Consider the following 19748-nt stretch of genomic DNA (forward strand, 5'->3'; position numbering starts at 1 on the left):
TAAATTAGAAGTAATGAATACAGAGAACAAATGAAAAGATTAGGATAATATAGAAAATTAAAATACAGAGAATGGAGAAAGAAGATGAAAAATATAGTTTTGATCGGAATGCCTGGTTGTGGAAAGAGTACGATCGGTGTGGTACTTGCCAAGGTTCTTGGATTTGATTTTGTAGATGCAGATGTGTTGATCCAGAAGAAGCATGGTAAGCTGCTTCGTGAGCTGATCGCAGAATATGGAGATGATGGGTTCCTTCAGATAGAAAATGATGTAAACAAAGAAATTGACTTAAAGAATACGGTTATTGCAACCGGAGGAAGTGTCGTATACTGTGATGAAGCCATGCAGCATTATGTAAAAAATGATATTGTAGTATATATCGAGCTTCCATATGGAGTGATCGCTTCCAGACTGGAAAATGTAAAACGGCGTGGCGTAGTGTTAAAGGATGGTCAGACTTTAAAGGATCTTTATAACGAGAGAATCTTATTGTATGAAAAATATGCACAGATCACGGTAAAAGCCGAGGGACTTTCCGTAGAAGAACTCATGGATACGATTGCAGAAAAAGTGTTGGCATATGAGAAGACACATTAATGTGAAGATCGAGCGCAAACAGCATAGATCCAAAGTAATGATATGAATTTGGATCTATGCAGCAGGTTTATGAAGTGCTAAAAACAGATTGGAAAAACGACTTCTGAACAGCAGAATGAAATATTTGGCGAAAGCTGAAAAAATATCTGCAAGGAAGTCGTTTTTTATATTGACGAAAATGGATGTATCCAATATAATCTATTTTGTGGTTTAAAACGTAGAACTTTAAAGCCGCTTGACTTCAACGCAATAAAGCAAAATGAGCCGGATTATGTCAGAATTCGAAAATCAGAAATTATAAGATGCGCTATTGTTGGTGGAAAGTTGACTGTAAAATTCTGCGAATACAAAAATGAGAAGTGACGGGAGGTCGACATGGTTATTAAAGTGATTATGCTTGTTGTATTCTTTGGCATAATGATCGGTGTAGGATTTTATGCAAGAAAACAGGCCACAGATGTGAACGGATTTGTACTGGGAGGAAGAAGCGTAGGCCCATGGCTTACAGCATTTGCATATGGTACGTCCTATTTTTCGGCAGTTATTTTTATTGGATATGCAGGACAGTTTGGATGGAAATACGGAATTGCATCCACATGGATCGGAATTGGAAATGCAATCCTTGGGTCTCTGCTTGCATGGGTAGTGCTTGGCAGAAGAACCAGACTGATCACGCAGAAGCTGGATTCCAGAACAATGCCGGAATTCTTTGAGAGAAGATATAACAGCAAATCCATGAAGATCATTTCTTCCTGGATCATATTCATATTCTTGATCCCATATACGGCTTCATTGTATAACGGTCTTTCCAGATTGTTTGGAATGGCGTTCGACATTGATTACAAGATCTGTGTTGTTGCTATGGCAGTTCTTACCGGTATCTATGTAATTGTTGGCGGGTATATGGCGACAGCGATCAATGACTTTATTCAGGGACTGATCATGCTGGTTGGTATAGTAGCAGTTATCTATGCAGTATTAAACGAGAGAGGCGGACTTACAGGTGCGTTAGACAAGCTGGCTCGTGTAAATGATCCGGCGGTTTCGGATACACCGGGTGTATTTGCATCCTTCCTTGGACCGGATATCTTCAATCTGGTATGTGTTGTCATATTAACCTCACTTGGAACATGGGGCCTTCCTCAGATGATCCAAAAATTTTATGCGATCAAAGATGAGAAATCAATCAAGACTGGAACGATCGTATCTACTTTATTTGCAACGATCGTAGCCGGAGGATGTTATTTCCTTGGTGGTTTTGGACGTCTGACCGAGACGGATGTAGCAACAGAAGGATTTGATGCGATCATTCCACACCTGCTTGAGAATCTTCCGGAAGTATTGATGGGACTGGTGGTTATCCTTGTATTATCTGCTTCGATGTCTACCTTATCTTCATTGGTTCTGACCTCAAGCTCCACACTTACGATCGACTTTATCAAAGCATCGATCGCACCGAAAATGTCAGAGAAGAAGCAGGTCCTTACAATGCGGATCATGCTGGTAGTATTTATCGCATTATCGGCGGTCATTGCAGTCATTCAGTATTCCAGCAAGGTGGCATTTATCGCACAGCTTATGGGTATTTCATGGGGTGCGATCGCAGGTGCCTGTCTGGCTCCGTTTTTATATGGTCTGTACTGGAAACGCACGACAGTGGCAGCCTGCCTTGTTAGTTTTATCTGGGGCGTAGGCATCATGACACTGAACTTTATCAGTAATACATGGCAGTTATTTAGTTTTCCACAGGCGTTACAGTCACCTGTAAACTGTGGTGCAGCAGCGATGATCGGTGGATTGATCCTTGTTCCGATCGTCAGTCTGATCACAAAGAAACCGGATCAGGAGCGCGTAGAGGAGGTCTTCTCCTGCTATGAAGCGACAGTAACCGTACCTCAGAAGGAAGCATTGGATTAATATTATACATAAAATATACATAATATGCATAAAGCCGGCAGACAGAAAAACATTCTGTCCTGCCGGCTTTAACATTTGTGTGAAATGCGTAAAAATGTGTTTGTACAAGAGTTTTTTGAATGTAAAATCAGTTTTCAAAACAGAAAGAAAGTATACGGACATATTAAAAATGGAATAAAAAAATAAATATCAAAATAATTTTTTGTATATTTATTAATTAATGCTTGAATATTATGCATAATAACTGTATAATCATGGAAGATTATACGAACTGTATTTTCCTATGAAAGCGGTTGACGGAAGAAAATGCAGAGAGTAAGATAAGTGAATGTGTAGAAATACAAATAGGACGATGGCTGTAACGGAAAATGACCGGTTGCAGCAGATTGGAGTAAGATATGATAAAGGCAGGAATTATTGGTTCAACCGGATATGCCGGTCAGGAAATAGTAAGAATTCTTCTTGGACATAAGGATGTGGAAATTGTCTGGTATGGTTCCAGAAGTTTTATAGATAAGAAATATTACGAAGTATTTGGAAATATGTTTCAGATCGTGGATGCAACCTGTCTGGGCGAGAATATGGATGAGCTGGCTGAGAAGGTAGATGTTATTTTCACGGCAACTCCACAGGGCTTATGTTCTTCTCTTGTAAATGAGGATATTTTATCAAAGGTTAAGATCATTGATCTGAGTGCGGATTTCAGAATTAAGGATGTTGCTACTTACGAGAAGTGGTACAAGATCGAGCATAAGAGTCCGGAATTTATCGACGAGGCCGTATATGGTCTGTGTGAGATCAACAGAGATAAGGTAAAGGGATGCAGACTTCTGGCAAATCCGGGCTGTTATACAACCTGCTCCATTCTTTCCTTATATCCGCTTGTAAAAGAGAAGCTGATCGATCCGAATACGATCATTGTAGATGCTAAGTCCGGTACATCAGGAGCAGGACGAGGAGCAAAGATCCCGAACCTGTTCTGTGAGGTAAATGAAAGCATTAAGGCATATGGAGTAACGACTCATCGCCATACACCGGAGATCGAAGAACAGCTGGGATATGCATACGGCAGTCCGATCATGATCAATTTCACACCACATCTGGTTCCGATGAATCGTGGTATTCTGGTTACGGCATATGCTTCATTAAAAGAAAAGGTAGATTACGATACTGTTCGTGCTGCATATGACAAATATTATGCAAACGAGAGATTTGTCCGTGTTCTTGACAAGGATGTATGTCCGGAGACACGTTGGGTAGAGGGCAGCAATTATGTAGATGTCAACTTTAAGATTGATGAAAGAACCGGACGTATCATTGCAATGGGAGCACTTGATAATCTGGTAAAGGGAGCAGCCGGTCAGGCAGTTCAGAATATGAATATTATGTTTGGACTTCCGGAAGAAGAAGGACTGCTGATGGCTCCGGTATTCCCATAAAGAGTAACGGCATCGGATATCGTGGAAGAACAGATGATATAAGGCGGTGATCGGTATGGAGATCATTTCCGGCGGAGTGACAGCTCCAATCGGATTTCTGGCAGCAGGTATGCACGCCGGAGTAAGAAAAAATAAAAAGAAAAAAGACATGGCATTACTAGTCAGCAAGTGTCCGGCGAAGACAGCTGGAGTATTTACACAGAATGTAGTCAAGGCTGCACCTGTTATGTGGGACAAAGCATTATGTGACGATATCGGCTTATGTCAGGCACTGGTTGTAAACAGTGGAGTGGCAAATGCGTGTACCGGAGAAGCAGGAGATGTTGATGTGGCGCATATGGCAGAGCTTGTGGCAGCAGAACTTCAGGTACCGGTTGATCAGGTTGCGGTTGCTTCGACCGGAGTAATAGGTATAAGGCTTCCGATGGAGACGATCGCGCATGGAATCCGCGAACTTTCAGGGATGCTTTCCGATGATTTGGAAAGTGGAAGTCATGCGGCGGAAGCCATTATGACGACCGATGTATATAAGAAAGAGATCGCGGTAAAGCTGCAGATCAAAGGGAAGACAATTACCGTCGGAGGCATGTGCAAAGGTTCCGGTATGATCAATCCGAATCTTGGAACGGTGCTTGGATTCCTGACAACGGATCTGAATATCAGTCAGGAGTTATTGCAGAAAACACTGAGAAATGATGTCATAGACACTTATAATATGTTATCTGTCGATGGGGATACTTCAACGAATGACACTGTTATGATATTTGCAAATGGCATGGCAGAAAATGATGAGCTGCTTGAAACGGATGCGGATTATCCGGCATTTGTGGAGGCGCTTCGATATATCAACACCTACTTCGTGAAGCTGATCGCAGCGGACGGAGAGGGAACGACGAGGATGTTTCAGGTACAGGTAGCAGGGGCGGAATCCAAGGAGGGCGCAAGAAAGCTTGCAAAATCCGTGGTGACCTCAAACCTTGTAAAATGCGCCGTATACGGCTCGGATGCGAACTGGGGACGTCTGGTGTGCGCGATGGGACAGAGCGGGATCGCATTTGACCCATATAAGGTAGATATCATAATATCCAGTGAGGCCGGTTCCTTAAAAATAGTTGAAAATGGGGTTTGTACCGATTATGATGAAGAAAGAGCAACGGAGATCCTGTCGCCGGATCAGGTATGTTTTTATGCGGATATGCATGCCGGTACAGAGACAGCTTCTGCGTGGGGCTGTGACCTTACATATGAATATATCAAGATAAATGCAGAGTATAGAAAGTGAGGAAGTAAATAAGATGGTAAAGGGAGATTATACAGTAGATCAGGTAATATCAAAAGCACAGACACTGATCGAGGCTTTGCCTTATATTAAGAAATTTCAGGGGAAAACAATTGTTGTAAAATATGGCGGAAGTGCTATGTTGGATGAGAATCTGAAATACAATGTGATCGAAGATGTTGCATTATTAAAGCTGGTTGGACTGAAACCGGTTATCGTGCATGGTGGCGGTAAGGAGATCAGCAAATGGGTAGAAAAGATTGGAAAAGAGCCTGAATTTATCAATGGACTTCGTGTAACAGACGGTGAGACAATGGAGCTTGCTGAGATGGTATTATCCAAGGTAAATAAGAGTCTTGTCAGCATGATGCAGAAGGTTGGTTTAAAGGCTGTGGGTATCAGTGGAAAGGATGGTGGACTGTTCACCGTTAAGAAGCGTCTGCCGGGCGGAAAAGATATCGGTTATGTAGGCGAGATCACAAAGGTTGATACAGAGGTGATCGATGCACTGGTCGATCAGGATTTTATACCTGTTATCGCTCCTATCGGTGTCAGTGAAGAATATGAGGATTATAATATTAATGCTGATGATGCTGCATGTGCTGTTGCAACAGCATTAAAGGCGGAAAAGCTGGTATTCTTAACAGATATTGAAGGTGTATTTATCGATCCGACAGATAAGTCTACCCTGATCTCAGAAATGGACATCCACGAGGCAAAGGATATCATTGAGAAAGGTGTTGTCGGCGGTGGTATGCTTCCAAAGCTTAATAACTGTATCACAGCCATGGAAAATGGTGTATCAAGAGTCCATATTTTGGATGGCCGCCTGAAGCATTGCCTGCTTCTTGAGTTCTTTACTCAGAAGGGTATTGGTACTGCAATCTTAAAAGAGCCATTATTCTAAGAAGCACATTCAATGAAAAGTTAAAAGTAAAACAGAAAAAGACCGGAGCTGTGCACCGATAACGAGAAAAATCGGATGCCGCATGACTGGTCTTTTTCTATTTTGCTATTGTAAAAGGAATCGAAGTTCGTTAAAATGGGGGTGTGCATGAGTGTACCGGCATATCAAGGAGGTATGCAGGTATGATAATAAAGAAAAAACTGTTATATGCAGGACTTGCCGGATGGATGTTGTTGTCCGGGATTACTCTGGTCGGATGCCGGAAAAATGGCATGATACTTGAGACGACAGAGCAGAATACCGGTTCACAGAATGATACGGCATATGCCGAAGACGCCGTGGCAGGTACTGTTACAGAAAGAGATCAGGAAGACACAGAAGCCATAATAGACACAGAAGCTATAAAAGACACAGGAATTTGTGTATTTGTCTGTGGGGCAGTAAAACAAGAAGGAGTATATGAACTCCCGATAGGTGCAAGGATCAATGATGCACTTCTTGCAGCAGGCGGATTTGCAGAGAATGCTGCGGAGCAGGTGGTAAATCTTGCAGACTTTATCGAGGATGGACAGAGGATTTATTTTCCGACGGAGAAAGAGGTGCAGGAGCAGCCGGAACGCTGGCAGGATCCGGAAACAGAAACGAACGGACAGACAATGGAAGCGGGAGCAGTGAATATCAATACTGCCGGGAAAGAGGAACTGATGTCATTGTCCGGGATTGGTGAAGCAAAGGCGGAGAATATCATAACTTACAGAGAGACACAGGGTGCATTTGAAAAAACAGAAGATATTATGAATGTGAATGGTATCGGAGAGAATTTATTTCAGAAGATAAAAAACGATATTTGCGTGGGTCGGTAGAGATATAGAAACAAAGGAAAGGTGGAAATCTGGTATGAAAAAGGTATTGGTCGTAGATGATGAGAAACTGATCGTGAAAGGTCTGAAATTCAGTCTGGAACAGGATGATATGGAAGTAGACGTGGCATATGATGGCGGAGAGGCGTTTGAGAAGATCAAAAACAATGATTATGATATCGTTCTGTTAGACATCATGATCCCGGTTTATACCGGAATTGAAGTATGTCAGATGGTGCGTGAATTTTCCAATGTTCCGATCATTATGCTGACGGCCAAGGGTGAGGATATGGATAAGATCATGGGTCTTGAATATGGTGCAGATGATTATATCACCAAACCATTTAACATACTGGAGGTAAAGGCAAGGATCAAAGCTATCTTAAGAAGAAGCGGAAAAAAGGCAGAGCCTGTAAAACCGGTAAATATTTTAGAAATCAATGGCATGAAGGTAGAATTGGATAGCCGCCGTGTATTTGTTCATGGAAAGGAACTGAATCTGACAGCAAAAGAATTCGATTTGCTGGAGCTTCTGATGGCGCATCCGAATAAGGTTTATTCCAGAAATGAACTGTTAGATACGATCTGGGGCAGTACATATCCGGGAGATGCCAGAACTGTGGATGTTCATGTAAGAAGACTTCGTGAGAAGATTGAGGAGAATCCGGGTGAGCCGGTGTATATTCATACAAAATGGGGCGTTGGCTACTATTTTAAAGGATGATGAGACAGGGAATGCGTAAAGCATTCCTATCTTACTGGATTTTTTTGGAATGGAAAAAAGTAAAGATGAAAATGTAGAAAATAAGAATAAAAATATCTGGAAAAACAGCAGGCGGAGGATCAGTCTTCAGGTTGTTATCTTTGTAATGATCATGGCAGGTTTTTATCTGATCTCAATCAGTATGAAAACGGTTCTGCTGCAGTTGATGTGGAATCAGAGATATAGTGATTGTGAAACACTGTTGCAGGAAAACGCAAAAAATCTGGAATATCTGATCAATGATATTAATTCGGGAACAGAAGGTACAAGCAAGACTTTTCATGGTATGAACACTCTGGCGTACAGCCTGTCTGCCAGAGTTATGATCGTAGATACTGATTACAGGGTAGCCTATGACAGCTTTCGTCTGTTGAAGGATACCTATATCATGAATAATGATATCTATGAGATCATGAAGGGAGACAGAGACGAACGGCTGGTACGGGAACAGTCCTACATTGAGTATATGTTTCCTGTGGTGAACCGGGAAGGTTATATTGATGATGTAGCTGTGATCGCAGTCAGTCTGGAAAGCATGAAAAACGAAAGAGGATATTTGTCATACCGTGCCAATATCTTGATCTGTATTTTTATGGTGATCGGGGTGCTGACAGCATTTTTCATTTCTTATATGGCGGTTCGTGATACCAGAAAGATCAAGAGTCAACTTGTAAATATGAAGGATGGATTTCTGGGACAGATTTCATCGGATGGTTTATGGCGAGAAGCTGGGAGCGTTGTTGACAATATGAATGGGATATTTGCCAAATCGCAGTTGTTGGAGGAATCCCGGCAGGAATTTGTATCAAATGTATCACATGAGCTGAAAACACCGATTACTTCAATGAAGGTTTTATCAGAATCGATCTTGATGCAGGATAATGTTCCGGTTGAGATGTACCGGGAATTCATGAACGATATTGTTTTAGAGATTGACCGTGAAGCGCAGATCATCAGTGATCTGCTGACGCTGGTCAAGACAGATAAGGGATCAGACAGCCTGAATATCGAGCGGGTGGATATCAATGAGCTGATGGAGGTTATTCTGAAACGGTTGACGCCTCTGGCAGAAAAGAGAAGCATTGAGATCACATTTGAAAGCTTCCGGGAAGTGGAAGCTGATATTGATAAGGTGAAGTTTACGCTGGCAATCTCCAATCTGATCGAAAATGGAATCAAATATAATGTGGATGGCGGATGGATCCGCGTATCCCTGAATGCCGATCATAAGAATCTGTATATTAAGGTTGCCGATTCCGGTGTTGGTATTCCGGAGGATTGTGTAGAGCATATATTCGAACGTTTCTACAGAGTAGATAAGGCGAGAAGCAGGGATACCGGAGGGACCGGTCTTGGACTTGCAATCTCAAAGAATATTATCGTTATGCATAAGGGTATTATAAATGTGTACAGTGAGCCTGGAAAGGGAACTACATTTACAGTACGTGTTCCGATGAACTATGTGAAATAAAGGAGCAGAAGATGGAGAAACGGATCATGCATATTATAAGCGGGATGCTGTTAGTTGTGGCGCTGCTGTCTATGACCGGATGTGGGAAAAGTGGACATGCGGAGAGTCAGAGAACAGATACCGGTACGGATGCCGGGATGCAGACATATTCCGTATATTATATGAATCAGAAATGGACAGAGTTTTCTGTCTATGATACGAAGATCGATCAGTTGGAATCAACGGAAAATGTGATAGATAAGCTGATGAATCTGTTGATATCAACAGAAGACGAGCAGCTTTATAAGATTCCGGTTGCAGATGGAATGACCTATCAGCGATATTCTTATGATGGAAAAGGACTGGTAACGATCATGTTCAATCTGGATTATGATACCGCAGAGAATTATCAGATCCTGTTGTGTAAAATGGCATTTACAAAAACCCTGTGTCAGGTAAATGGTATTTCAGGGGTTTCATTTGAATTGTCGGATCTGATTGGAGAGAAGAAGGTAGATACAAGTGTTTACAATGCGGAATCATTTTCAACGATCGGTGATAATTTTATGGAGGCTTCTTATTCTGTGACGATCTATACGCCGGATAATACCGGAAAACGGCTGGATAAGCAGACGACGGAGATTGATGCGTTGTCTTACAAAGCACCGGAGGAACAGATCATGGAAGCACTTCGGAATTCCCAGGAATGGAAGAGTCCGATCGATAAAGATGTAGATATTCTTGATATCTATGTGTTGGATCGGGTGTGTTATGTTAATTTCAGCAAGACCTTTTTGGATCATGTCGGTGATTATGATGACAAAGTGATCATTTATTCGCTGGTTGATTCTCTGACAGAGCTGTCAGATGTGGATGGTGTTGTATTTGAGGTAGAAGGCAGTCAGGATCTAGTATATGGAGAGAATTTGGATTTCTCAGAGACATACACAGCGAATTATTCAATGTGTAATTAGACAGGTACTGACAGATAGCGGAGGAAAAGAAAATAAAAAGACCACTATTTTGGGCCGCATGTGCATTTATGCTTGGAGAGGCGGAGGCGATTGCTGGCAGCAGGTGGTTTACTTTGGCTGCAATGATAGTTGCAGCCTTTTTTCTGTTTACGGGAGAAAAAGGGCAAAAACAGGGAAAAAGGCAAAAACAGCAAAAACAGAAAGAAGAGTCCGGCTGGGATGAAAAAATACGGATGTCGGACAGGCGAAGACAGACAAAGCAGAGTGTGGATGTAAAACGAACAGTAAGAGTAACTGTCGGAATTCTCATATATGTGCTGTTTGCCGGAATGGGGTATATGAATATCAACATATTGCATGAGCAGGAACAATATGCTTCCCGGCTGAACGGTTGTTCCGGAACAATTTCCGGAACGATATACGAGATAAAGGAAACGGAAAACAGGCAGCAGGTCTTTATTAAGATCGTGGATGCAAGAGGAATGTCCGGTGAAGAATGGACTGGGTTTCATGAAAATATGAAGCTGCTTGTGTATGTGGAGAAAGGTATAACCTTGTATCCGGGACAGGAGGCAGTATTTGCCGGCAGATTTGAACAGCCGGAGCATGCGGGAAATCCGGGAGCCTTTGATGCATATCGATACTACAGGAGCCAGGGGATCTTTCTTATACTTTCAGATGCAGAGCTGCAGAAAACAGGAAAACAGTACTCGCATATACGGGCGGGGCTTCGGAAGCTCCGAAAACGGATATCAGATGTAATTGGTAACTTATACGGCGAGGAGGATGCATCTGTGATTCGGGCGATGCTTCTGGGTGAACGGCAGGGGATGGACGGTGATGTGAAACGGATGTATCAGTTGAATGGTATTGCACATATTCTTGCAATATCGGCATTACATATTGCGATCATTGGTATGACCTTGTATCGGCGTATGCGAAAATGGGGAGTTTCCTACTGGAGTGCGGGAATTGGATGCAGTATTCTGGTTATTCTGTATGGACAGATGACCGGACTTGCAGGATCAACGATGCGGGCAATCATTATGATGGGGCTCCTGTTATTTGGGAAAGCCATTGGGCGTTCGGTGGATCTTCTGACCTCAACAGGAATTGCCGGGGTATGGATGTCGGTGATAAATCCTTATGTTGTATTAGATGCCGGATTTCAGCTTTCATTTGCAGCGATAATCGGGATAGCTGTGATCGTGCCGGTGTTACAACGGGTATTTAGCAAAAGGGGAAGTGCCGACCTAATCAATAAGCTTGGTGCAGGGACGGTGTTACAACACATATTTGGTGCAGGGGAGAAAATCCGGCAGTCGCTTACTGTCAGCATGGCAACCTTTCTGGCGACCTTGCCGGTGATCGTCTACTATTATTACCAGTTTCCATTGTATGGTATTTTATTAAATCTGATCGTTGTGCCATGTGTATCGGTCGTCCTGACCGGTGGGATCGGAACGGTTATCTGTGGCTGCATGTCACTTCAGGCGGCCGGATGGCTTACGATTCCGGTGAAGGGGATTTTGTGGTTATATGAAATGTTGTGTCAGGGGATGGAACAGCTTCCCGGAGCCTGTATCAATATCGGACATATTCCGGTGAAGCTGGTGGTGGGTTATTATATTGCGTTACTAATATCCTTATATTTTATGACCAGGATGAGAGCAGATAGAGGAAACAGAACGGAAGGCAAACAGACTCGAAAAATCGTAAAAAAGTCAAAATGGCAGGTCCGTAGAAATCAGGCAGTGGAAGAAAAGTGTGATCAGCAGACGATAAAGGAACGGAAACACAGAAAAATCCGGTATGGGATCGCAGAGATTTTTGTCGTGCTGATATTCTGTATATATGCAGGAAGCGTGCTCGACCGTCCATTTACGGTTGCTTTTCTGGATGTCGGGCAGGGGGATGGTATACTGATCCGGACGGAACAGGGAACGAATATTATGATCGATTGTGGTTCATCGGATAATAAGAAGGTAGGAGAATATGTTTTGCTTCCTGCTCTTCGGTATTATGGGATGGCAGAACTGGATTATGTTTTTATAACACATGGGGATAAAGATCATATATCCGGGCTTCAGGAATTATATGAGCTGGAGCATACCGGGATTCGGATCCGGAATCTTGTTGTGGCGGAATATGGCGACCGGGAGGGGCTACTGGAACTGATCAATCAGGCAGAACAGCATGGAACTGAGGTTTTATATATGGATGCGGGTAGCATATTTTCTGAACCGGAAGCCGGAGCTTCCGGGATATTTCGGATCGCATGCATATATCCGGGAGAATCGGATGTTCACGCAGATGCAAATGAAGCCTCTCTTGTGCTGCAGGCAAGTATCGATTCCTTTCATCTTCTGTTTACAGGCGATGCAGGGGAAAAAGCAGAACAGCAGATGACAGAGACTGGAAGATTGGGTGCGGTTGATGTTTTAAAAACAGGGCATCATGGCTCCAGATATGCAACCTCGGAGCCGTTTCTTCAAGATATAAAGCCGCAGTATGCGGTGATCAGTTGTGGAAAAAAGAACCGGTATGGTCACCCACATAAAGAAACGCTGGAGAGACTGCAGGCTGCCGGTGCAGAGGTTTACCGTACTGACAGCAGTGGCGCTGTAATTTTGCAGATACGGGCAGGGAAAATTATGCTTCATGGGTACGGAGGATAAAATTAAGCATTGATACCAAACGCACATCTGGAACGGTTCATGAAGATTTCAGGGTACGGAGGATAAAATTAAGGATTGATACCAAGCCCCAAATGAAATAATGGGTATATGAGAGAAAAGATTTGGATAATACCATCGATGAAAGAAGAATTTTGGGTATTATTCAAGAAAATGGACTGTTATACCAAGGCTAATGGCGGTGCAAGGGGTATGGAAGAAAGCAAGCTAATATAATACCCGCTACAGCGGATTGAACAAGGGTATGGATAAAGAAAATTAGACAATATACCACAAACAGGATGAGCAGAAGGGTATGCAAAGTGGGGAAATAGCCTGATACCATGGGAGAAGTGTTTTCAGGGGGTATTAACAAATAAAAATGGAAATTATACCAATAAAAATATTGCAGAAAAAGAACATAAAAGAAACGAGGAGAATGCGTATGATTAAAGATATAATAATAAAGAGAATCGTCAAATTGAAAAAAGAAATACAGAAGATAGAGATATTAGAGAAAACATTTCCGAAAGAAGAATTAATATGTGCCAAAAATGGAAAAGGATATAAGTGGTATTTGAAGAGTGCAGGAAAGCCGATATATCTGCCAAAGAAAGAGAGACTCTTGGCTGAAAAACTTGCTATGAAAAAGTATTATATGTTAAGAAAACAGGATTTAATGTGCGAGCTTGAAGCATGTAATGCATATATAAGAAAAGTGCAAAAGGAAAATAATGCATCTGATATGTTATTGGAAAATGATGGTTACATTGAATTGCTGGGAAAGGCATTTGGACCGCATTCAGAAAATTTAGAAGCATGGATGACAGAAGAATATGAAACAAATAAGAAATATCCGGAGAATTTGAATATAAAAGGGACGCAGGGCAAGTATCTTCGTTCTAAATCAGAAGCAATGATCGATAATGTTTTATTTCGGGAAAGAATACCATTTCGATATGAAAATCAGTTGGTGCTGGATGGGATAGTAATGTATCCGGATTTTACGATTCGACATCCAAAAACAGGAGAGTATTATTATTGGGAACATTTCGGTATGATGGACAATCCAGAATATGCGAGTCATGCCTGCAGGAAAATAAAAACATATTGTGATAATGGAATAATACCATCTATTAATTTAATTATGACATATGAAACCAGTGCTTGTCCTATCGGAATGGAAAGAATAGAGCAAGTGGCAGAATATTATTTCGGATAAATGACACATTTGATATAATGAACGCAAAATTATTTGCTCGCAAGGATGCTGATTTTGCGGAATGCATAGAATGTGCGAAGCACATGATATAATTAGTATAAAGAAACGGCAAACTACACTCTACAGTGCGTAGAATCCGCAGAAATTCACCATTTTCTACGCTTTATGGGTATGATGCCGGATGCAGGTATGTAATAATCTGGTCAGAAAGGAGGCAGATATGGATCAGATCAGTATAGGCAGGTTTATTGCAGCAGAAAGAAAAAGAAAAGGTTGTACACAGAAGCAGCTTGCAGAAAAACTGAATATCAGTGATAAAACAGTTTCTAAATGGGAATGTGGAAAGGGATTCCCGGAAGTGTCTCTGTTATTACCTTTATGTAAGGAACTGGACATTACGGTAAATGAACTGTTGTCCGGTGCAAGAGTGTCTGAGGAAGAATATCAAAAGAAAGCGGAGGAAAATATGGTGAATATGATTAAAGAAAGAGAAGAAAACAAGAAGAAATTAATTCCTACAATTATAACGGGTTTAATTGCAACGATATCATTTATTACATTGATCATGGTTGTTGCAGTGTATACAGAGGTGATCGCAGTACTGGTTAAGATATTACTGATAGTGATCGCATGTGTTATATTTGGTTGTGGACTTATGGTTGCGATGGAAGGTGAGCGCACCATCGGTTATTACAAATGCCGTCATTGCAATGAGCTGTTTGTTCCGACCTTTGGTGCATATACAATGGGAATGCATATGATTTCAACAAGATATTTGAAATGTCCAAAATGTGGAACAAAAACCTGGTGTAAAAAAGTTCTGGCAAAAGAGAAGTGATTTCTGTTATAGAAAACAACCTGTCTTTTGCCGGAACGATGAAGATTCAAAACCTAAATATGAAAAATATTGATCAAAAATACCATTGCCAGTCCGTAGTAGGTGATCACGGCAACCAGATCATTGACCGTTGTAATGAGTGGACCGGAAGCAACCGCAGGATCAATATGGATCTTGTGGAAGAACATAGGAATGATAGTTCCGACAAAGCTTGAGATCACCATTGCAACGATCAGCGAGATGCCGACACAGCCAGAGATCAGGAATGCAGATGCCCATATATATTTCTTAAAATAGTGGATATAGATTCCTAAAAACAGGAGTGCCATGATTCCAAGGCTTGCACCATTTAAGAAGCCGATCTTCATTTCTTTGATAAGAAGGGAAAGCTTCTTTTTAGTACTCAGGTCTTCGTCCATAAGTACACGGATCGTAACAGCGAGGGACTGTGTGCCGACATTTCCAGCCATATCAAGGACAAGGGACTGGAAGCATATTACGATTGGAAGTACCGCAACAACGGATTCAAACATTCCGACCACAGAGGATACCGCCATGCCAAGGAACAGAAGGATGATGAGCCATGGCAGACGTTTTTTCATGCTGGTAAAGGTAGGCTCGTTCAGATCTTCTTCAGATGTAAGACCGGCGAGTTTGGCATAGTCATCACCCATGGCATTATCAACCAGTTCTACGATGTCATTTGCAGTCAGGATACCGGCGATGGTTCCATTTTCGGATAAAACAGGGATGGAATCTTCTTCATAATCGGTAAGATCTTCGATACAGTCAGCAATCTTCACATGCTCATAGACAGATGGATAGGAGTGGCTGATAATATTTGACAAATGGTCATTTTCTCGTGCGATGATCAGATCTTTCAGATCGATAGCACCGGAAAACTGACCAGCCCGGTCGGTGGTATAGATCGTCGAGATATTATCATGTTCTCCTGCCTGCCGAACCAGTGCGCTCATAGCTTCACGGATAGACAGCGTGTCAGGAATACAGATATAATTGTTCGTCATACAGCTTCCGATCTCGTCATCCTCATAAGAAAGCAGTTTCTTTACATCTCTCCGGGAGTCGTCGTCCAGCCGGGCAACCATTTCCTGCTGTTGTTCGTCAGAGAATTCATCCAGAATATCCAGAGCATCATCTGCATCCATATCAGATATGACTCTTGCGGCTTTATCGAGTGACAGTTCATCCAGATATGGCTTGGCATCATCCAGATAGGAGAAAATTTCTGCAAGCCGTGGGGTGCCGATCATAGTGTACAGGCGGATTCGTTCTGTTTCGTTTAGCCGTGTGATTGCTTCTGCGACATCTTTGTCGTGATAGTTTGCCAAATGCTTCTGCAATACCTGTGCGTTCTTTGCATTACGAATGATTTTTACGAGTTCTGTTACATAATCTTTTTTAAATACTGTGATTTTTGTCATTGTGACCTCCTTCCTGCCTGTTTTCAGGCATAAAAATACATCGTCTCAGTGTGAAGACCGGATGGTCAGGATCGTCTGATGCGATGTATGAAAAGGCACACAACAATATAAGATGGGGTTATCGGAGCTTCATAGACAGCCACATCCATTTATGCTTCCTTATCCTAACATCGCATATTTTACTTCGTCCAATACGATCGCAGCTATCCATGAAAATTCACCTCCATTTGAAAATCGAATTTTAGATTTTGGTATTTGATATTCTCAAAAACCTTTGCTACTATAACAGAAAAGAGTTGAATTGACAACCCGGATAATCCGGATTGGATAAATTTTATATTTAGGTTATTTTTTTTAAGTACATAGAAAACAGGAGGATATCAGAGATGCGGATCGAACATGTTGCAATGTATGTAGAGGATCTGGAAAAGACAAAAGAATTTTTTATAAAGTATTTTGATGCTGCTGCGGGAGAACAGTATTATAATCCGAAAACAGAGTTTCAGTCGTATTTTTTAAGCTTTGAGGATGGAGCAAGACTGGAGATCATGCAGAAACCACGGGTATCCAATGTGAGAAAAGAGCTGGCACGAACAGGGTATATTCATCTCGCTTTTTCAGTTGGAAGCAGAGAGAAAGTCGATGCATTGACGAAAAGACTGGAAGAGGACGGATATAAAGTTGTCAGCGGACCACGGGTGACAGGTGATGGATATTATGAGAGCTGTGTTCTAGGTATCGAGGATAATCAGATCGAAATCACGGTCTGAATTTCGGTCTGGATTTGGTAATATCTCACAAACTATACGCAAAGCCGCTTGACTTCGCCAGTGCCATTTCTTACAATAGATCAGTAGATAAAAGTCTGGTAGATGTATGATACCAGATTTTTTTTGTGGTTTAAAGTCAGAAAGAGAAAGGTGAGAGAAAATGAAGTGGAAAGATCGATTGGGAATCCGGCTGGTGGCATATCTGGGAGGCTTATTTATCATGACGGCAGGAATAGCCGTATCGGTAAAATCAAACCTTGGGGTATCGCCGGTAAGCTCGATCCCATATACGATTACCTGTGTATTTGGTATGGAGATGGGAAACGCAACTATCCTGTTTCATGTTGTGCTGGTTTTGCTGCAGATCCTGTTATTACGGAAAAATTTTAAATGGATCAATCTGTGTCAGATTGTAGTTGGAATTATATTTGGAAAATTTACAACTTTATGTAATTCACTTGTGGCGTTGCTGCCATCTACCGATAATATGTTGATACGACTGGGAATGATGCTGATCAGTGTTGTTCTGATCGCTGTCGGAATCTTCTTCTATCTGCCGGCAAATATTATGCCGCTTGCAGGAGAGGGAGCGATGCAGGCAGTATCAGCGATCACCGGTATTGCATTTCCAAAGGTTAAGATCGGATTTGACTGCAGTATGGTTATCATATCGTTAGTTACATGTTTGATCGCAATACATAGTGTTGGCAGTGTGGGAATCGGAACAGTCATGGCAGCGGTTCTGGTAGGCTTTGCACTGGGACTGGTAACAAAAGCATTTGGAACATGGCGTGACCATCTGTATTACGGAAGAATATCATAGACAGGTGTTGAAAATCAAATCGGTATTTGGCATAATGGACTGGAACAGGAAAGAAAGGAGACATAGCTATGGCAGCAGGAAAAAAACAGAGCGGTAAGGATGCAATGGCGGTTATCAACGAGCATATAAAGAATGAAAGCTATGCTCCGGTATATCTGTTATACGGAGATGAAACATATCTTGTGAACCAGTACAGAGACAAATTGCTTTCGGCGGTAACAGACCGTGAGGACAATATGAACTTTGCAAAGTTTGCAGGAGAGAAGATCGACCCGATGGAGATCATAGGCTTCTGTGAGACAATGCCATTCTTCGCTGACCGGCGTGTGGTGCTGGCAGAAGGAACCGGATTGTTTAAAAAGAGCTGTGAGGAATTTGCGGAGCGGATCAAAGAGCTGCCGGATACTTCGCTGATCCTGTTTGTTGAGTCAGAAGTTGATAAGAGAAATAAATTATATAAAACCGTTGATAAGCTGGGAGAAGCTCTGTGCTTTGAAACACCAAATGAGAAGACGCTTGCTGTATGGGTTAAAGGAATGTTCAAGGGAGAAGGAAAACGGATAACCGATGATGCGATCCGTTCCCTGATCGAGCATACCGGATCAGATATGAATTCGATCAAGAATGAGATTGATAAGCTGATAAGCTATACGGTAGACAGGGAGGATGTAACGGTATCCGATGTGGAAGCTCTCTGTGTTGGCAATTCGGAGGGACATATATTTGAGATGATCGATGCCATATCCAGAAAGCAGCAGGATCGTGCACTTCACCTGTATCATGAGCTGCTTGAAAACAGGGAGCCTGCGATGCGGATTTTGTTTTTGATCGCCAGACAGTATGATCTGTTATTAAAAACAAAGATGTGTCTTGCCGAGAATAAAAATTATGCAGATACGGCATCGGTGCTAGGCATTCCGTCATGGTCGGTGAAGAAATATGCGGAACAGTGCCGGAATTATTCAGAACAGGAACTGAAGAAGATCATGGAAGCCTGTCAGGATACTGACTATAAATTAAAGACGAGTCAGGCATCGGATGTAGTGGCAGTGGAAGTGTTGTTAATATCATTGAGTCGGTAGATGGTATGTGACGCGCAGGAATGCAGTGAGTCAAAACATACCGTAGGTATTGCGATTTGGATGCCGGAATTATTACACAAAAAAACAGAACCTCAATAGGTTCTGTTTTTTTGACGGTTTTGATTATATATGTGCAGCCTTACATATGTAATCAATTATAAAAATATATATGAGTCAGATTAAGCCATCTTGTTGACAGCGGCTGTAAGACGTGATACTTTACGAGAAGCATTGTTCTTGTGGTAAACGCCCTTTGAAGCAGCCTTGTTAATCTCTGAGATAGCAACCAGAAGATTTGCCTGAGCAGCTTCTTTGTCACCAGCAGCGATAGCAGCTTCTACCTTTTTGATAACTGTCTTAACCTTAGACTTGATCATCTTGTTTCTTAAAGTCTTCTTGTCAATTACTTCAATTCTTTTCTTTGCAGATTTGATGTTAGCCAAAATTCTCTACCTCCATTTGAATTATAGATTATAATAAGGTTTTTACATTAAAACCGGACACGGACAATTCAATGTAAACATACTCATCAATATTAGTATAGAGAAATTTATTTGTCAAGGGGCGAAGTGAAAATATTTCCATTTCTGAAAAATAAGATCTGATCTTATTCCCATCAATTTTATTTCTATCCTATTTCTATTACTTGTTGTAGGATTACAATACATGTGTTACAACTGAATATAAAAAAAGCAGAGAAGCTTCTT

At 41.8% G+C, this 19748-nt stretch carries 17 protein-coding genes; 15 read left to right on the forward strand and 2 right to left on the reverse strand.

Annotated elements, in window-relative coordinates; genetic code table 11:
- The first annotated feature begins 84 nt into the window (after window positions 1–84).
- From DWW85_RS12220 to DWW85_RS12275, 12 genes are all read left to right on the forward strand, one after another.
- A complete protein-coding gene (locus DWW85_RS12220) occupies window positions 85–597 on the forward strand; it encodes a shikimate kinase (RefSeq protein WP_021943667.1) in 513 nt (170 codons plus the stop codon).
- A gap of 375 nt (window positions 598–972) precedes the next feature.
- Window positions 973–2514, forward strand: coding sequence for a sodium:solute symporter family protein (locus DWW85_RS12225; protein WP_117808799.1), 1542 nt, complete (start codon window positions 973–975; stop codon window positions 2512–2514).
- A gap of 398 nt (window positions 2515–2912) precedes the next feature.
- The gene (argC, locus tag DWW85_RS12230; RefSeq protein WP_008401314.1) at window positions 2913–3953 is read left to right on the forward strand and encodes an N-acetyl-gamma-glutamyl-phosphate reductase; all 1041 of its coding nucleotides are present in this window, start codon (window positions 2913–2915) and stop codon (window positions 3951–3953) included.
- A 55-nt stretch (window positions 3954–4008) separates the two neighbouring features.
- A complete protein-coding gene (gene argJ / locus DWW85_RS12235) occupies window positions 4009–5235 on the forward strand; it encodes a bifunctional glutamate N-acetyltransferase/amino-acid acetyltransferase ArgJ (protein WP_117808800.1) in 1227 nt (408 codons plus the stop codon).
- Between the two features lie 13 nt (window positions 5236–5248).
- Complete coding sequence (gene argB, locus DWW85_RS12240; RefSeq protein ID WP_117808801.1) at window positions 5249–6139, forward strand: acetylglutamate kinase; 891 nt, start codon at window positions 5249–5251, stop codon at window positions 6137–6139.
- A 182-nt stretch (window positions 6140–6321) separates the two neighbouring features.
- Window positions 6322–7002 carry a helix-hairpin-helix domain-containing protein gene (locus DWW85_RS12245; protein ID WP_117808802.1) on the forward strand — a complete coding sequence of 227 codons (681 nt, stop codon included), beginning with the start codon at window positions 6322–6324 and terminating at the stop codon, window positions 7000–7002.
- A 34-nt stretch (window positions 7003–7036) separates the two neighbouring features.
- Window positions 7037–7723 (forward strand): response regulator transcription factor, encoded by a 687-nt coding sequence (locus DWW85_RS12250; protein ID WP_117808803.1) that lies wholly within the window; start codon window positions 7037–7039, stop codon window positions 7721–7723.
- 49 nt (window positions 7724–7772) lie between these two features.
- Window positions 7773–9233, forward strand: a complete 1461-nt coding sequence (locus DWW85_RS12255) for an ATP-binding protein (protein WP_117808804.1) — start codon at window positions 7773–7775, stop codon at window positions 9231–9233.
- Between the two features lie 11 nt (window positions 9234–9244).
- On the forward strand, window positions 9245–10186 hold the full coding sequence (locus DWW85_RS12260; protein WP_117808805.1) for a GerMN domain-containing protein: 942 nt from the start codon (window positions 9245–9247) through the stop codon (window positions 10184–10186).
- 122 nt (window positions 10187–10308) lie between these two features.
- A complete protein-coding gene (locus tag DWW85_RS12265) occupies window positions 10309–12864 on the forward strand; it encodes a ComEC/Rec2 family competence protein (RefSeq protein WP_242996211.1) in 2556 nt (851 codons plus the stop codon).
- A 442-nt stretch (window positions 12865–13306) separates the two neighbouring features.
- Window positions 13307–14083, forward strand: coding sequence for a hypothetical protein (locus DWW85_RS12270; RefSeq protein ID WP_117808807.1), 777 nt, complete (start codon window positions 13307–13309; stop codon window positions 14081–14083).
- Window positions 14084–14303: 220 nt separating this feature from the next.
- Window positions 14304–14921 (forward strand): helix-turn-helix domain-containing protein, encoded by a 618-nt coding sequence (locus DWW85_RS12275; RefSeq protein ID WP_242996209.1) that lies wholly within the window; start codon window positions 14304–14306, stop codon window positions 14919–14921.
- A 53-nt stretch (window positions 14922–14974) separates the two neighbouring features.
- Here DWW85_RS12275 and mgtE read toward each other — a convergent pair whose 3' ends face one another.
- The gene (gene mgtE / locus DWW85_RS12280) at window positions 14975–16366 is read right to left on the reverse strand and encodes a magnesium transporter (protein WP_117808809.1); all 1392 of its coding nucleotides are present in this window, start codon (window positions 16364–16366) and stop codon (window positions 14975–14977) included.
- Between the two features lie 386 nt (window positions 16367–16752).
- Between mgtE and DWW85_RS12285 the strand changes: the two genes are divergently transcribed.
- The 3 genes from DWW85_RS12285 (at window position 16753) to holA (ending at window position 19041) form a co-directional block, all read left to right on the forward strand.
- Window positions 16753–17136, forward strand: coding sequence for a VOC family protein (locus tag DWW85_RS12285; protein WP_021944821.1), 384 nt, complete (start codon window positions 16753–16755; stop codon window positions 17134–17136).
- A gap of 160 nt (window positions 17137–17296) precedes the next feature.
- Entirely contained in the window at window positions 17297–17959 is a 663-nt protein-coding gene (locus DWW85_RS12290; RefSeq protein ID WP_117808810.1) for a DUF6198 family protein, read from the forward strand.
- A gap of 68 nt (window positions 17960–18027) precedes the next feature.
- Complete coding sequence (gene holA, locus DWW85_RS12295) at window positions 18028–19041, forward strand: DNA polymerase III subunit delta (protein WP_117785130.1); 1014 nt, start codon at window positions 18028–18030, stop codon at window positions 19039–19041.
- Between the two features lie 179 nt (window positions 19042–19220).
- Here holA and rpsT read toward each other — a convergent pair whose 3' ends face one another.
- Complete coding sequence (gene rpsT, locus DWW85_RS12300; protein ID WP_021944824.1) at window positions 19221–19484, reverse strand: 30S ribosomal protein S20; 264 nt, start codon at window positions 19482–19484, stop codon at window positions 19221–19223.
- Between the last annotated feature and the right edge of the window lie 264 nt (window positions 19485–19748).

The sequence above is a fragment of the Clostridium sp. AF17-21AC genome (assembly GCF_003461365.1).
Classification (GTDB): domain Bacteria; phylum Bacillota; class Clostridia; order Lachnospirales; family Lachnospiraceae; genus Coprococcus; species Coprococcus ammoniilyticus.

Bases quoted from the DNA above. Each gene is read 5' to 3' on its own strand.
- DWW85_RS12220 (WP_021943667.1), top strand. From the start codon at position 85: ATGAAAAATATAGTTTTGATCGGAATGCCTGGTTGTGGAAAGAGTACG.
- DWW85_RS12225 (WP_117808799.1), top strand. From the start codon at position 973: ATGGTTATTAAAGTGATTATGCTTGTTGTATTCTTTGGCATAATGATC.
- argC (WP_008401314.1), top strand. From the start codon at position 2,913: ATGATAAAGGCAGGAATTATTGGTTCAACCGGATATGCCGGTCAGGAA.
- argJ (WP_117808800.1), top strand. From the start codon at position 4,009: ATGGAGATCATTTCCGGCGGAGTGACAGCTCCAATCGGATTTCTGGCA.
- argB (WP_117808801.1), top strand. From the start codon at position 5,249: ATGGTAAAGGGAGATTATACAGTAGATCAGGTAATATCAAAAGCACAG.
- DWW85_RS12245 (WP_117808802.1), top strand. From the start codon at position 6,322: ATGATAATAAAGAAAAAACTGTTATATGCAGGACTTGCCGGATGGATG.
- DWW85_RS12250 (WP_117808803.1), top strand. From the start codon at position 7,037: ATGAAAAAGGTATTGGTCGTAGATGATGAGAAACTGATCGTGAAAGGT.
- DWW85_RS12255 (WP_117808804.1), top strand. From the start codon at position 7,773: ATGGAAAAAAGTAAAGATGAAAATGTAGAAAATAAGAATAAAAATATC.
- DWW85_RS12260 (WP_117808805.1), top strand. From the start codon at position 9,245: ATGGAGAAACGGATCATGCATATTATAAGCGGGATGCTGTTAGTTGTG.
- DWW85_RS12265 (WP_242996211.1), top strand. From the start codon at position 10,309: ATGATAGTTGCAGCCTTTTTTCTGTTTACGGGAGAAAAAGGGCAAAAA.
- DWW85_RS12270 (WP_117808807.1), top strand. From the start codon at position 13,307: ATGATTAAAGATATAATAATAAAGAGAATCGTCAAATTGAAAAAAGAA.
- DWW85_RS12275 (WP_242996209.1), top strand. From the start codon at position 14,304: ATGGATCAGATCAGTATAGGCAGGTTTATTGCAGCAGAAAGAAAAAGA.
- mgtE (WP_117808809.1), bottom strand. From the start codon at position 16,366: ATGACAAAAATCACAGTATTTAAAAAAGATTATGTAACAGAACTCGTA.
- DWW85_RS12285 (WP_021944821.1), top strand. From the start codon at position 16,753: ATGCGGATCGAACATGTTGCAATGTATGTAGAGGATCTGGAAAAGACA.
- DWW85_RS12290 (WP_117808810.1), top strand. From the start codon at position 17,297: ATGAAGTGGAAAGATCGATTGGGAATCCGGCTGGTGGCATATCTGGGA.
- holA (WP_117785130.1), top strand. From the start codon at position 18,028: ATGGCAGCAGGAAAAAAACAGAGCGGTAAGGATGCAATGGCGGTTATC.